Raw genomic sequence first — 15,092 nt, forward strand, 5'->3', positions numbered from 1 at the left:
ATACTTATCTAAATTTTTAAAAGGGAATGTTTTCAAAATCATCATCATCTAGTATATACATTTGATCTTCACTGTCAAGAGTATCAGTATTTATATTAGCGTTTGCCGTTGGTTGTAGTTCAAGTTTTATCATTCTCTCTCGATATTTGGATGCAATCACAGCAGAATGAGTACAAATAATGAGTTGTTTCTCATCAAGTTGTTTCTCATCAAGTTGTTTAACCATTTCTGGTAATAATTTACGCTGCCAATCGATGTGAAGTGAAATTTCAGGTTCATCAATTAAAACAACCCTACCACCTGTCATGTGACTGGCGGCATAAATTAAACCTACGACTTGTCTTTCTCCAGAAGACAAAATTTGCAGACTATGAATAGCTTCTTCATCACCAATTTTAACACCTAATTTCCCTCTGCCTTGAGGTAAGCTTGTAGAACCTATTTTTAATTGCTTTCTCTCTAAAAATCCATTGACTGATTCAAGATATCTTTCAATAGTATAATAAGCTGTTATTTGTGCATCTAGTCTTTGTTGAAGAGAACTTTTATACACTGATAAAACTCTACTAGCAATAGTTTTGTATTTTGGCTCTGATTCAAAGAATCTCAACTGTTCTATTAATTTTTTATAAACATCATCTGATTGATCACGATTAACTTGAAAAGGTGAATTTTGCAATTTTTCCGAAAGTTCTATTATTTCTGTAATAACTTCGTCTGGCTCTTTTGTATTATCGTCTGTCTCAAATGATTGAGAAATAACTTGAGAAAATTGAAGAAAAGCTTGTGAAAGCAAATTTCTATCAAGACTAGCAATTTTTAATTGAGCTTCTGTTAATTCTGAATTAATATGTTCTTCTATTTCTATCGGTGAAGGATACTCAAGTATAGGGACAAATTTCCCAAATAGAATCCGAGCTAATTCGGTTGATCTGGCGGAACTTCTTAGAGCTTTTCTAAAATTAGGTGATCTTCGGGCAAAATGTCTAATTTCATTTTCATCTAAGGTAGCCCATGCCTCAATCATTGTTCTAAAAGCAGGGAAATAAGTTGCTTTTAAGTCAATATCTTGCTTTTTCTTAGAAGATGATAGATAATAACGTCGGGAGAATAAAATTTCGCCATTTTCTTTTTGCTTTTCTTCTTCTAATAATAATTCTGCAAAACGGTAAGAATCAACTTCTTGATTATTAACAAAGACTTTTGTTACTGTTTCTTGAGGTTCTTGAGGAGAATTCTGCTGTTTTATCAATATTTCCGTATCATCATCTAATGTAATGGTTAATTTTTGAAATTTTAAATAGCCAAAACGTCTAAAATCTTCGTTGACGGCATTAGCAAGAATATGCAATACAGTGGTTTTGCCTGTGCCATTACTTCCATGAATAATATTAACTCCATCTTGAAAATCAAGATTAATATCAAATCTTCCATGTATTCCAATCGCTTCTAAACGCTTAATAAATCGAGACATACCTTTAATCTCCTATGACAGTCTCAAACGAAAATTATAATCTAATATGAAACTTTTGTCAAGTTTTTTCCTAAGCTGATCCGAACGGGTAATAATAACTAACACTGAGAGAGCTTATTTTAGTGCGATCATCGACCTTGACCTTGGTAAATTCTTGTCTAATCCTTTGAATTAGTCGATACTGCTGCCGATTCAACCCAAGGAAACCCCAAATAAATCTAACGCCTTCGAGCCGTTGCTTTTTTATTTTTTGATTCAATTCGTCAAAATATACTGATATTTTCTAGGTGTCGATAGCCTTGAATAGAGGTTCCTTTTAGGTTCAAAAATTTATCAACTATCATAAGTAAAATAATCTCGTTTTTGGCGATTATATCAAATCTTAACTCTATTGTCTATCTTTGTGGCCTTAACTTGTTTGTGCCTTAAGTCCTTCCCTATATGAATTTTAGCTTTTATTTTAAGTTAATTATTTGCATAACAATTCTGGAATAGCCTATTTTTCCGATTTTATTGATACAAAGAGCGGGTGAAATCTAAAACTTTTTGTTGCTTTTCTTTGGGTAATTTATCGATTAAAGCTGTTAGCTTTTCTGTTAAAGATAACCAAGTTTTGTTCTGAGCTTTCCAGATGACAATAAATTGCTGCATTGGGAGAGAACAAAGGGCTATAGTTTCCCCTAGATCATTACTAAATTCAATTTCGTAACAACCATCATTGTAGTCTTCAACAATTGTCCCTTGTTCTCCCATTATTAAGTTATGTTCAGGCAAGTCAACTAATAATTCCACAAGGTCAAATAATTCTGGTTTAATCATGGTTTTTTTCTCACATATAAAGTTACTAATTTAGCTGTATCACTATCAGGCTCAACAATCCATCCAGTCCTCACTATTTCTTGTTGCCCTGGTTCAATTCCTGTAATTTCTAGGTCAACTTGATAGCGTTTGCCATGTCGATCTGTACTTTGATAAACAGCTTTTGCTTCAAGGGATTTGTTAGCGATTTGTTGTAGAAGTGGCTCATAATTATCTTGAGTATATCCTAAGTGGCGTTGAAACATGATGGCTTTATTTAATCCTTTTGGATTGTCTAAATTGAGAGCATATTGGGTTAATTTTCTAGAATCTATTTTGACTTTGTTGACAATATCTTTTAATTTCATTGGAATTAAGACGATTATTAATTTTGACTTTGCCTCTAGTTTCATATTTCATAAGGGAGCATCTCACCCTTGCAATAAGTAGAAATGCTTAATGAGATCAATAAAAAAGTTAAAAAAGGCAACCATTTAGCTCTGTACTTTACCCGTACAAAAATACTAGCTATGGCTAAAAGTCTTACAGAGCCTGAGTTAAAGCCATATAATACCAATGAGCTACTGAACACAAAATCCTGAAGTCTTTACGCAGATAGGGTTTGAGGCAAAAATTTTCCAATTTGACCTTTCGACCATTATAGCTTGTTTCGGGGCAGAAAACCAGCAAAAACATGGCTACAGAGGGAATTGCTTACTCTAGAGATTAATGACATCATCTGTGATCATAAGGTTAGCGATCACTATAAAGCCAACTCCACAGAATCGCTCTACTCTAGATACAGTCAACGGTACAGCCATTTTCAAGGGGAAAATGTACCCAGTAGCGTCTTTTCAATTTTTTCTGAGAAGCGACCTGCAGTAAGGGTAAGGGTTCCGCCCCAATGCCAATAAACAGCGATCTTATCTCCCCAAGCCTAGATTATACTGTTCGGATATGCCCTGCCCTACAGTTTGAGTTTTCAAGCTTATGGGTGCTAGTTTTCGGTACTTGTTAGAGTCTATAAGCTGCGCTGGTATTGGAACTTTTAGTACAAATGCTCAAACTGCACCAGTCAAGATTTAATGGGTGAAAAGTATGTTAACATCGCTGACTCTTCGGAATTTCAAAAGCTATCAGGAGGCAACCTTGTCTCTAGCACCCATAACCTTTTTAATCGGTGCTAATGCGTCAGGTAAAAGTAATACACTAGAAGCAATTCGCTTACTTTCGTGGTTAGCGAAAGGCAGCAGGTTAGATGACATTGAACGCAACATTCAAAGCGGGAATGCAATTGCTCGTGGACAAGCGATCGATCTTTTCGGTGCAGAAAAACAGTATTTTACCTTGGGAACACACATTGATAACGCTCCTGACGGTTGGACTGATTTCGAGATTGAAATTGGGCTATTATCAGACCAACTTATTATAATCGGAGAAAGTGTCAGTAAAGCTAGTAAAGATCAGGAATTAACACTTTACAAAATTGATGGCGATCCCAACTCACACACCGATGAAATTAGGGTGATGTATAACAATTTTAAGACAGGTAAAAATAAGCCTCATATACCTTGTTCTAACCGACAAGCTATTTTTTATCAATTGGAAACTCCCAGTCGGTTCCAGCAAAGTCATACTCAATCACAAAAAATTATTCCAGCAGTTACTAAAGTAATTCGAGAAACCTTGAGAAATATTGTCTTTCTTGATCCTCGTCCAGCAGTAATGCGGGATTATGCTTACGCTAAAGATGATGATATTAAAGAAGATGGCTCTAACCTTTCTAGTGTTCTTTACGCAGTTTGTCAGCAGGGAGAGACTCAAAAAAACAAGTTGCTTGACTTCATTCGTTCATTACCAGAACAGGATATTACCGATATTCGCTTTATCATTACAGACCGCAAGGATGTTATGGTGAAACTAATAGAGTCTTTTGGGAACAAAGAACATCAGATAGATGCTCCTTTGTTGTCTGATGGTACTCTGAGAGTTTTAGCGATTGCTGCAACTCTACTAAGTGTAAATTCTGGAACTTTCGTAATTATTGAAGAGATCGATAATGGTGTTCATCCCAGTCGTGCAGATAATTTAGTTAAGCAAATTCGGGAGATCGCCTTAGAAAGAAAACTGAGGGTACTGATCACCTCCCATAACCAGGCGTTATTAGATGCAGTACCCGATAGTGATATTGGAAATGTACTTTGTTGTTACCGAGAGAGTTTGGCTATATTTGAAAAACTTATTGGCATGGTCTAATTTTAACTCCCCTGATAACTTAAGAAGTAAACTTTACCATCTTTTCAGTTCTCTATCCAATGACACGATCGACTATTTGACGGGATGGTCTTGGATTTTAGAAGCTCTAGCTAGGTCTGTCAGGACTTTAGAAAAATGGTATTCGCTTGTCCCCGTCTGGGCCAGTTTCCCTAGCCATTGCCTCATAACTGATATATTTAATGAAAAACTGGGCAATCTAGGACTAGACAGCATCGTGATAAGGGGGATAAGACTTTGGACTCTGCTAACGCTCGGAAAATTCTCGGCTATTTCATCGAAGAAGCAAAAGAACACCTGGAAACTTTGGAACAGGGGATTTTAGACTTAGGCAATCTCGTCAACAACAATGAACAGATGAACGAGATGTTTCGTGCCGTCCATTCCGTCAAGGGGGGGGCGGCCATGTTAGGTTATGGCAGTATCCAAAAAACTGCTCACCGTCTTGAGGATGCTCTTAAAATACTGAAAGAAAATCCCCTAGAAGTGGATCAAAAATTAGAATCTTTGTTCCTCAAGGGTTATGATCTGCTTCAGATATTGATCGATAAGCTGCAGAGTCCCTTGGGTTTGCAAGGCGAGGAAGCTGACGCTATCGTTAAAAACGGTGAAGCGACTTTTGCCGAATTACACGCCCATCTTAACTATCTTCTGGGCCAAGTAAAATCCACCCCAGCTATTGCGGCGGCCTCTTCTATTTCTATCAGCGTCAGAGATATCCTCAAACAGATGTTACAACTGTTCAAACAGCAAGAAACCAGCGCTTCCCGTCAGCAATTACAAAAATTAATTTTACCTCTGTCTCAATTGGCTTCAGAACAGCAACAATGGCAATATTTAGTTAAAAATGCCCAATCGGCCCTAGCTAACCCCAAACATTCCTATCGTACTCTCGCCCCAGTTATTATTAAGGAATTAAAACAAGCCGGTGATTTATTAGAATGGGGTCGCGGGGAAGAAATCACCGTCAGTCAAGAATTGCAATTATTAGCCACCGCCAAATTACCACAAATCCTGATCACCCTGGAACCGGAATTAGTAGCTAGTACCCTGCTGCAAATGTTCAATCGCCAACAGGTCTCGCAACTGGTACAGTTATTACAAACGAGACGTTAACAGCTGCCCCGACGTAACTAATTGTGCGCCCACCGAGGTGGCAATAATCCTCGATGGTGAATTGGGATAGAGCCAAACCAGAAAAAGCTAAGATATGGCAAGATAAAAACTTAATGCTGATGGCTGACCAATATCAGACCTGAGGCAGCATCTCTTGAGTCACCGGTCAAGCCGGGATTTACTGAGAGTAAGCGATCTGCTAGAGTTTTAACGTTCGTTAAATTTCTCGGGCAGAGAAAACAAACAAAACCATAATGGTGTTACTGGGTGTGTGGAAGTGCTTAAAAATCTCAATTTTTCGAGGCGATACTCCTCGCTGGCCCTGCTGCTGGCTATTTTCGGATTATTTCACGGGACGGTAATGGCCGAAGAAGAACCCCCAGAGACGGTTTTTCCCCGCGTCGAGCAACTAGTACAGTCTCCTCCCGCGACGGCAGAAACTACTCCACCCGTGGCACCAGCGCCGGAAACCCCGACGGAAACCCCAACCCCCCCGGAAACTCCCACAACGGCCCCACCGGCGCCGGCAGAGGAGTCGCGGGTTTTGGTGGCTGAAGTGGTAGTACAGGGGGCCGATCGAGAATTAGAAAATCTAGTTTATAATACCATTCGCACCCGACCCGGACGCAGCACGACTCGATCGCAACTACAAGAAGATATTAACGCCGTTTTTGCCACGGGTTTTTTTGCCGATGTGCGGGCAGTTCCCCAAGATACGCCCCTGGGGGTGCGAGTCACCTTTGAGGTGCAACCTAACCCCGTTTTTCAGGGCGTACAGATTCAAATTGCCCCGGAAACCGTGGAAAAATCGATTTTACCTGCCGGGGTGGTCGAGGAAATTTTCGCCGGTCAATACGGCAAAACCCTGAATTTGCGGGAATTACAGGCGGGGGTAAAAAAAATCAATGACTGGTACAGCAAAAACGGCTATGATCTGGCCCAGGTAATCGGTGCGCCGCAAGTAACTCCCGATGGTCGGGTGATTCTGGTCATTTCCGAAGGTTTAATCGAAAAAATTCAAGTACGCTACTTTAACGTCGAACAGGAACCGGTCAAGGGTAAAACCAGAGAATTTATCATTACTAGGGAAATGCGCCTAAAAGCAGGGGATATTTTTAACCGCAATACGGCCCAACAGGATTTACAGCGTGTTTTCGGTCTCGGTTTATTCGAGGATGTGCGTCTGTCTTTTTCCCCCGGCAGCGACCCAAGGGAGGTGATCGTTAACGTCGATGTGGTGGAAGGTAATACCGGTTCCCTGGCCGCTGGGGGTGGTATTAGCTCGAATGCGGGCTTATTCGGGACTGTTAGCTATCAACAGCGCAATTTTGGCGGTAATAACCAAACTTTAGGGGCAGAATTCCAGTTAGGGGAACGGGAATTTTTATTCGATCTGAGTTTTTCCGATCCTTGGATTGCCACGGATAATTTCCGTACTTCCTACACGGTGAACGTTTTCCGGCGACAGTCGATTTCTCTGGTTTATGATGGGGAAAATTCCTCAATTAGGACGCTTAACGATAATGATAGTCCCCGTATCGTCCGGACGGGTGGCGGTATTACTTTTGTCCGTCCTTTGGCCCCCGATGTGTTTACGAAACCAAAATGGGTGCTTTCCCTAGGCTTTAACTATCAACAGGTACAGGTGCAAAATGCCAATGGTGACATCTCCCCCGTCTCTGCACCTCTCAATGGTTTTGGTAGTCAACAACTGGCTTTTAGTTCCTCTGGGATTGATGATCTACTTTCCCTAAATATTGGCGCTATTCGAGATTTTCGCGATAATCCCCTGCAGCCCACCAGTGGTTCTTTCCTGCGTCTAGGTTTAGAACAAACTATTCCAGTCGGTTCTGGCAGTATTTTAGGCACTCGTGTTCGGGGTAGTTACAGTTACTTTATCCCCGTTCGCTTTATTAATTCCTTTAATCTCTTTGAAACCGATATTTTTAAAGGTCAGCAATCCCTCGCTTTTAATGCGCAAGCAGGGACAGTATTAGGCGATTTACCCCCCTACGATGCTTTTATCGTTGGGGGTAGTAACTCTGTACGGGGTTACGCCGAGGGGGAAGTGGGTAGCGGTCGCAGTTATTTCCAAGCCACCGCCGAATATCGTTTCCCCATAGTAGCAATTATTGGGGGGGCGTTATTTGTCGATTTCGGCACTACTGTTGGTTCCCAAGGCGATGTCCCCGGCCAACCCGGGATTGTCCGGGATTTACCCGGTACCGGTCTCGGTTACGGTTTGGGTGTTCGGGTACAATCTCCCGTCGGCCAAATTCGGGTTGACTACGGTTTTAATGTCGATGGTGGTTCTCGTCTCCATTTCGGTATCGGGGAAAGATTCTAATCAGTTATCAGTTATCAGTTATCAGTTATCAGTTATCAGTTATCAGTTATCAGTTATCAGTTATCGATAAATTTAGTTTTTTTGTTGTTCACTGATCAAAGCTTTATTACTTAATAATTATGGTTTCTACTATCGCTAAACAATTTGAATTATCGGGAATTGGCCTGCATTCAGGGGAAATGACACGGGTGCGCGTCTGTGAGGCAAACCCCGGGGAAGGACGTTATTTTGTCCGCAGAGATTTAGCCAATCAACCGATTATTCCCGCTCTAGTTTCTTCGGTTTACCAAACGACTTTATCAACGGAATTGGGACAAGGAGAAGCAAAAGTTAGAACCGTTGAGCATTTATTAGCGGCCTTAACCGCTTTGGGGGTAGAGGACGCTCGCATTGAGGTGGATGGTGCGGAAATTCCCCTCCTCGATGGTTCGGCCAAAATCTGGGTGGAAGCGATCGAAAATGCTGGTTTAAATAACTCTTTTTCTCCATCAGATTTAACTATTTCTCAACCGATTTGGTTGTACGAAGGAGATGCTTTTGTGGCGGTGATTCCTTCTCCTGAATTACGTTTTACCTACGGCATCGATTTTACCTATAAACCCATCGGTAATCAATGGTATAGTTGGAGTCCTGATCAAGAAAGTTTTCGAGATGCGATCGCAAATGCCCGGACTTTCGGTTTTGCTGATCAAATTGAGTATCTGCAAAAGGCTGGTTTAATTAAAGGAGGCAGTTTAGAAAATGCTTTAGTCTGCGATCAAAATCAATGGTTAAATCCTCCTTTACGCTTTGAAAATGAACCAGCAAGGCATAAATTATTGGACTTAATTGGTGATTTGAGTTTACTGGGAACCATTCCCACCGCTCATTACATGGCTTTTAAAGCTAGTCATAAACTCCACATTCAATTAGCTAAAGCAATTCAGGGTTAATTATTTCTTGGATCAAGGGGACGAACGACAAAAATACCGATGGCTTTGTCCACTTTAGTGATATATTTTTCTAGGTCTTTAGCAATGGTAATTTGACCAGCAGGAGAGGCATGAATTAAGCCAATTTTGCCATCAGGAAAGCGATAAACTAGACCGGTATGGGTGGTATCTAAACCAGGGATATTAGTCACGACACCGATAATATCTCCAGCTTGTAGTTGTGGATAAATATCTTTAATCTTAGCGGTGGGAATATAGGTTAAGGATAAACTTTCTAATTGCCGTTCTACCTGTTGAATACAATCATAATTACTTTGAGTTTTTAACTGGGGATATAGAGGGCGATTTTTACTCATAAAGTTGAGCTTTTTGTCAAGAGTAATTCCACCTAATTTTTGAGTTATATTTTCCACATTACCTCGTTTTTGGTTGTCATTAATCCAATCGGAAAAGTAATGCAGACGACTACAATAACCGTCGAGAATACCGTGGCGATAACGCTGATTTAAAACCTGCTGACTAAAAGCAGAATACTGATAATTTTTTAAAGCAAAATTGTGACTCAAAGCGAAAACTGTTTCCACAAATAGGACACAATCAAACTCTTTTAAAGAGATAAATAATTTTTCTGTTGCCGAGCGATCGAGTAATCCTGCTTGATATTTTGCTCCTAAAAATTGAGTGGCGATATTCTGGATTATATCAGCCATGGCTAGGCGATCGAGTTGTTGATTTTGAGCGTACTGCACCAGTTTTTTATAATTAGGATCGCTGACTTCTCGAGCAAGAATAGTTTCCGATCGAGCTATACTCAAGGGAATTAAAACAGGATTAATTAATAAATAGGGTAAAGTTATCCAATTAAAAAACATTTTCGATCGATTACTGAAAATAATAGGGTTTATCACCGACTAATACAAATTAACTATCAGAGTTGTCAACTGTTAAAATCTGCTAGGTTTAGTTGGTGTTTCTCATTATATTCTACTCTATATTATAGATAAATTTATTATCAATATCCTCAAATTATTTAGGCTCTAAAGAACCTGTCATGTAAAACTATTAACAACTCATGCTTGTAAAGCCTATATACTAAAGCTTTGAGTTTTTGTTAGATTGATATTTATCAACTGTAGAGCATTGCTGGGCAGAGAGGGAGTTTGAGGAATTTTCTACAGTGTAAGTTCGGCAGAACCTTTTTTTAAAATGCCTTGTAGTTGGCCATTGACCATGTTTTTAAATTCTAAACGAGCCAATTTTTCCAAATAATTTTGATCCAGATTTTCCGCCTAATTAGGGTTTGCTGAAAAAGTTTGTTGGTGGGGTTAGGAGTCGGTCGTCAGGAGTTTCAGGCTTTGTTGCCCTCTTTTTTGTATTATTTTTGTACTAAAAAAGGATAATGCCAGGTTTTTGAAGGTCTCAATCCTATTTTCGCAGCATGAACATCGGATTTTAACAAGTCAAAAGCCTTATTTTAAAAGGGTTTTACCATTATTCAGCAAACCCTAATTAACTGCAAATTTTGATTAAGGAATAGAGTTTGAGGCTCTATTCCTTGTTTAAATCAATTACACTAACACCAGATCGCGGTTGACATTGAATCCTGTAAGGGTTATGAAGTTCTCTAGGATAGCGAATTGCTGATTATTAAAGGATAACGCTCCATTCGTACTGTTGTAAGAGAACTGACTGGTGGAAGTTGCTCCGAATCCTGCTTTATCAACACGAATTTGATCGGACAAGCTAGGCGATGCCAGCTGGACAGTGAAATCCGTAATTCGATCCACACCTTCACCTAGTTTGTAAAAAGTAAAGATATCTTTACCTGCGCCGCCCGTAAGAATATCATTGCTAGAATCAACCGTTCCATCTCCTTGAGCGGTGCCACCGGTAAGAACATCATCGCCAGAGTCTCCTATTAGTGTATCGATGCCGGAGCCACCGGTGAGAACATCGCTAAATTGACTACCTGTAAGACTATCATTACCTTCGCCACCTCGTATAGATACGTGTCGTCCGTCAACGGGTGCAGTGGGTAAGTTAGTGAAATTGATCACATCGTTGTATTTACTGCCGATGACCGATTCAATGTTTAGGCGATTAGAACTAGCACCAGTAATAGAAATTCCAGAGCTTGCGAGAGAATAACTTACTTGGTCGTATCCTTCTCCTCCATCGATAGTATCATTTACTCCACCGGCGACAATGAAATCATCTCCCGTGCCACCATAAATTGCATTAGCTCCCGTTGTGCGACCCTTAAGAATATCATCGCCATCTTGCCCATAGATACTGACAACGCCTGTAGTGCGATTACTATCAGGAACATAGATATGTTCTCCTGCTATTGTTCCGTTATAAGTTAAACCAGTGACTGTTGTGCCATTTTTAACGGTTGTGCCAATCACAGAATAGGTTGGATACACCTTGAGTAAACTTTCCATGAACTGTGTTATGCCCATGTTTTGCCCATTCATTGTGGATAAAGTATCTGGGCTGAATCCCAATCGCAAGAAAGTTGAAGCTTGATTGGTTTGATTGTTGTAGGCAACTTCTACGGTTGTTTGTCCGCCACTATTGGTGGCGATATTAAACTTATAGCTTTCATTGGTTGCCAATTTAGGTAGGGTTATGGTGTCTATCCCGGGTTGAAAATCTAGAATTTCTACGAGGGAGCGACTTTGAGTAACCTTCACTGTTCCCCATCCTTGACTTCCTTGGCCGGCAAAGAAATCACCAATTCCTCTTAAGTTATTCTGATATTCTTCAATATCTAAGGCATAGTTAACTTCGATATTGGCAAGATCATTGGCTAAGTGGAGTGTTGCGGCCGCTACATTAATAACGGCTTCGACAGCATTAGAACCATAAGGTAAAGCACCGGATAAAGCAGTGGCAGCGGCGGCGGCATAATCAATTCCTGCCCCCGTTACAGCAGCAGCAATATCTGCGGTATGGCGTTTTTCTCTTACATCCCAATCGGGTTCGACAAGCAATTCGGCAAGTTGTTTGAGTTTGCCTGCATTGAAATCAAGTCCGACAATCCCCGAAGCAGGTTGTATGGCAACATTGAAGATATCGGCTCCCCCACCACCGTAAACCTTTTGTGAGGTGGTTAAACCATCATAGGATTGGAGTTGGAAAATATCGTAGGAATTACCCCCAGAAACCGTAATATTGACGTTATTTGGTTTGTCAAGGGTAAAAAACTGAGAGCCGTTATTGCCGATGGGTTTGAACTGATTAATTTCAACAATCCCCTTCAAAGAAGTGGTACTGTTATAATCGTTCCATTTGCCCGCAGCACCGAAATTCATCCCCACATAATCTTCATTTCCCGCATTATCAGGTTGTCCTGTATTCCAGTTGGTATAAGTGGAAGTTTCACCATTGATCCACTGAAATTGTCCTTCGGTCACTTTATCGGTTAACCCAGTCCAAAATTGCTCAGAACCACCAAACTTAGAGACTAAAAAGTCTTGTTCGGCCTGGGAATTGATGGTGACAAGATTTCCGCCTAAACTAACGGCTTGAGCTTGAGCCTGTTCCCAAGTTCCCGCACCTGTTACCAGATACTTGCTGCCATTCCACTCAAAAAATTTGTTTTCAACAATCCCCTTCAAAGAAGTGGTACCGTTATAATCATTCCATTTGCCCGTAGCACCGAAATTCATCCCCACATAATCTTCATTTCCCGCATTATCAGGTTGTCCTGTATTCCAGTTGGTATAAGTGGAAGTTTCACCATTGATCCACTTAAATTGTCCTTCGGTTACTTTATCGGTTAACCCGATCCAAAATTGCTCAGAACCACCAAATTCCCCAGTTAAGAAATCTTGTTCAGATTGTGAGTTAATCGTCACCAGATTACCGCCTAAACTCTGGGCTTGAATTTGAGATTGTTCCCATGTCCCAGCCGTAATAACGCGGTAAATCGAACCGTCATACTGTTTATAACCTTGAGGTAAGGAGAGGTTATTTACCGTTCCGTATTTGTCTAGATTCTCAAAACCAAAGCCTTGGGCTGTCACACCATCTCGAACGAAAATATCCTTCGCTAATCCTTGACCATTATTTGCCCCCGTACCCCCCTGAACAGAGTTGTTCACAAAAACACTATTGAAAGAGGTTAAACCAGCACCAGTGTTAACAAAAATCGCACCGCCTAAACCGGCTCCACCGCCACCTCGACCCCCAATACCGCCATTACCTGGATTATTGCCACTAACGCTATTACCTCCATTGTTTCCATTGCTTCCATTACCTCCATTTCCGGCAAACTGGCCTCCCAAACCTCCTGCGCCTCCTGCGCGTCCTGCGCCTGTCCTTCCTCCCAGAAGATTTGAGCCGCCGCCGCCGCCGCCGCCGCCGCCGCCGCCGCCGCTACCGAATCCTCCATTGAGGCCGTTTTGACCATTCCCGCCATTACCGACAGTCCAGGCGTTTGAACCGCCTTTACCGCCTTGACCACCTTGACCACTAGCACCCCCCACACTGCCTAGAAAACCGGATGCACCGGGGTTACCCAGTCCACCACTAGCACCATTGTGGCCATTAGCGAATCGATAATTACCACCCTGGCCGCCATTTCCTGCTGTGCCATTAGCATTCCCGCCAAAGGCTCGGTTATTGGCAAAAGTCACATTATTAAGGGTGACATTCCCTGAGTTAATTAGCAGTGCGCCTCCTGCACCTAGTCCACCACCACCACCATTGAAGCCATCGCCTCCTTTGGCGTAACCATTAGCGAGGGTAAGTCTTGATAAGGTGACATTCGCCCCATTAATACTAAAGAGCTGCCGTGCATTTTGACCGCTAATAGTGGTATTGCCATCATCAACAAAGTTAATGTCATTACCGGCACCGATATTCAGGGTACTGTTGAGGTTAATTGTGCCACTAACGCCTGTTAAATCAATGGTGTCTATCCCTGGATTAATATTGGCGTAATCAATGGCAAGACGCAGAGAGCCAATCCCACCATCATTATTGTTGGTGACTTTGAGGAGATTATTGTTGAGAGGATTAATGACAACAATTGAGGAAGTAAGATCGTTGAAAGTGTCAACAAAAGACGTATCTGCGGTGAATGTACGACTTGCTCCTGTAAAGCCAGCATGTTCGTATAAAATAGCGGCAAATCCAGGAGCTACCTTTAATGAACTCAGTTGATCGTTGCCAATGGTTAACGAATTAATATCGTAACTTCCTACTTGAAGGGTTTGGAAAGTTCCAGAATAGGTACTATGTTGATAAATGGTTACACCCTGAGATGTATTCTGCTCAATTTCAACTACTTCACCCCCTAAAACAATCGTTTTACTATCATCCTCATCCTTTAAATTGGCCAGGGTTTCTGCGCTCAAAGTTTCCCCATTGACTAAACGGGAAAAAATATCTCCCTCATCCCCCGCACTATCGGTTGTATTAATTTGAGCGTCAACAAAATGCCCGATTTCCTCAATAATCACATCGGCGATAGTCTTCGCATTTCCTACATTCTCGCTTAAAAATCTTTCATTCAGATAGATTTCATTTTTCTGCTTTGTATAGGCTCCATTGGTTGCTCCTAACACTTCCTCAGAGAGAATTTTTATGGTAGGAACTGCCGTAAAATTACCTTGAGCGAAAGCCTGAAATAATTCTTGGGCAAGAATTTGATTGTAATTATTGCCAAAGGCTACTGACCCATCGCTGAGATTATCAAAAAAAGAACTTAGGGATTGTTGAGCAATAGCAATCGCCTGATTCAAGACACTAGCTTCAGAAGAAATTTGCTGATGATTATTCATTGTCTTTACCTTGGTAAAAGTTTGATAATGATGGAGAAGGAAAAAATCGTCAAAACTAAGCCATCGATAGATACCGAGCGACTGCATCCCACTTTTATCATAAGTATAAATGCTTATCTCTCTACTCGAAACCAGGGCTAAATTTTGAATAGTCCCAATTGTATTTTTGATTTACACCCTTAAGACACTCTGAAAAATCCATTCCTGAATTGTTTGATTTTACCATAATTCTATAAGGCAAAATGTCTTGTCTTTTGGGTTAAAAGTGATTGAATTAATCACTTTTGATATCAGAATAGCTTTTATTTTTGCTGATGGCAATCTATAAAATTAATACTTTTCTAATAGATTTTTTTGAG

9 protein-coding genes and 1 pseudogene are annotated in these 15,092 nt (G+C 40.8%); 5 read left to right on the forward strand and 5 right to left on the reverse strand.

Features of this window, described 5'->3' with window-relative positions; translation table 11 throughout:
* Window positions 1-16 precede the first annotated feature (16 nt).
* The 3 genes from LW728_RS01100 to LW728_RS01110 all read right to left on the reverse strand — a co-directional run bounded on the left by LW728_RS01100 (window position 17) and on the right by LW728_RS01110 (window position 2,640).
* Entirely contained in the window at window positions 17-1,474 is a 1,458-nt protein-coding gene (locus LW728_RS01100; RefSeq protein WP_287764766.1) for an AAA family ATPase, read from the reverse strand.
* A gap of 510 nt (window positions 1,475-1,984) precedes the next feature.
* Window positions 1,985-2,293, reverse strand: coding sequence for a DUF4926 domain-containing protein (locus LW728_RS01105; RefSeq protein ID WP_002732232.1), 309 nt, complete (start codon window positions 2,291-2,293; stop codon window positions 1,985-1,987).
* A complete protein-coding gene (locus tag LW728_RS01110; RefSeq protein WP_104395420.1) occupies window positions 2,290-2,640 on the reverse strand; it encodes a DUF6883 domain-containing protein in 351 nt (116 codons plus the stop codon). Before LW728_RS01110 ends, LW728_RS01105 begins: the two co-directional genes overlap by 4 nt.
* Window positions 2,641-3,370: 730 nt before the next feature.
* Here LW728_RS01110 and LW728_RS01115 point away from each other — a divergent pair.
* The 5 genes and pseudogenes from LW728_RS01115 to lpxC all read left to right on the forward strand — a co-directional run bounded on the left by LW728_RS01115 (window position 3,371) and on the right by lpxC (window position 8,941).
* Window positions 3,371-4,528: an AAA family ATPase gene (locus LW728_RS01115; RefSeq protein ID WP_223211078.1), complete on the forward strand. Its 1,158-nt coding sequence runs from the start codon at window positions 3,371-3,373 to the stop codon at window positions 4,526-4,528.
* Window positions 4,485-4,646: pseudogene (locus LW728_RS01120) on the forward strand (IS630-like element ISMae27 family transposase); the annotation flags it as partial. The gene LW728_RS01115 and the pseudogene LW728_RS01120, both read left to right, overlap by 44 nt.
* Window positions 4,647-4,783: 137 nt before the next feature.
* Window positions 4,784-5,662, forward strand: coding sequence for an Hpt domain-containing protein (locus LW728_RS01125; protein WP_287668560.1), 879 nt, complete (start codon window positions 4,784-4,786; stop codon window positions 5,660-5,662).
* A 361-nt stretch (window positions 5,663-6,023) separates the two neighbouring features.
* Window positions 6,024-8,009 (forward strand): BamA/TamA family outer membrane protein, encoded by a 1,986-nt coding sequence (locus tag LW728_RS01130; protein WP_409773324.1) that lies wholly within the window; start codon window positions 6,024-6,026, stop codon window positions 8,007-8,009.
* 119 nt (window positions 8,010-8,128) lie between these two features.
* A complete protein-coding gene (lpxC, locus tag LW728_RS01135; RefSeq protein ID WP_287764772.1) occupies window positions 8,129-8,941 on the forward strand; it encodes a UDP-3-O-acyl-N-acetylglucosamine deacetylase in 813 nt (270 codons plus the stop codon).
* On the opposite strand, the gene LW728_RS01140 is transcribed toward lpxC, so the two are convergent.
* Both LW728_RS01140 and LW728_RS01145 read right to left on the reverse strand, forming a co-directional pair.
* Window positions 8,938-9,813 (reverse strand): N-acetylmuramoyl-L-alanine amidase-like domain-containing protein, encoded by an 876-nt coding sequence (locus LW728_RS01140; protein ID WP_287764774.1) that lies wholly within the window; start codon window positions 9,811-9,813, stop codon window positions 8,938-8,940. The genes lpxC and LW728_RS01140 overlap by 4 nt on opposite strands.
* A gap of 696 nt (window positions 9,814-10,509) precedes the next feature.
* Window positions 10,510-14,733, reverse strand: a complete 4,224-nt coding sequence (locus tag LW728_RS01145; protein WP_287764776.1) for a lectin-like protein — start codon at window positions 14,731-14,733, stop codon at window positions 10,510-10,512.
* Window positions 14,734-15,092 lie beyond the last annotated feature (359 nt).

Origin of the sequence: Microcystis sp. 49638_E5 (assembly GCF_021300285.1) — a bacterium.
GTDB classification, from domain to species: Bacteria; Cyanobacteriota; Cyanobacteriia; order Cyanobacteriales; family Microcystaceae; genus Microcystis; species Microcystis aeruginosa_C.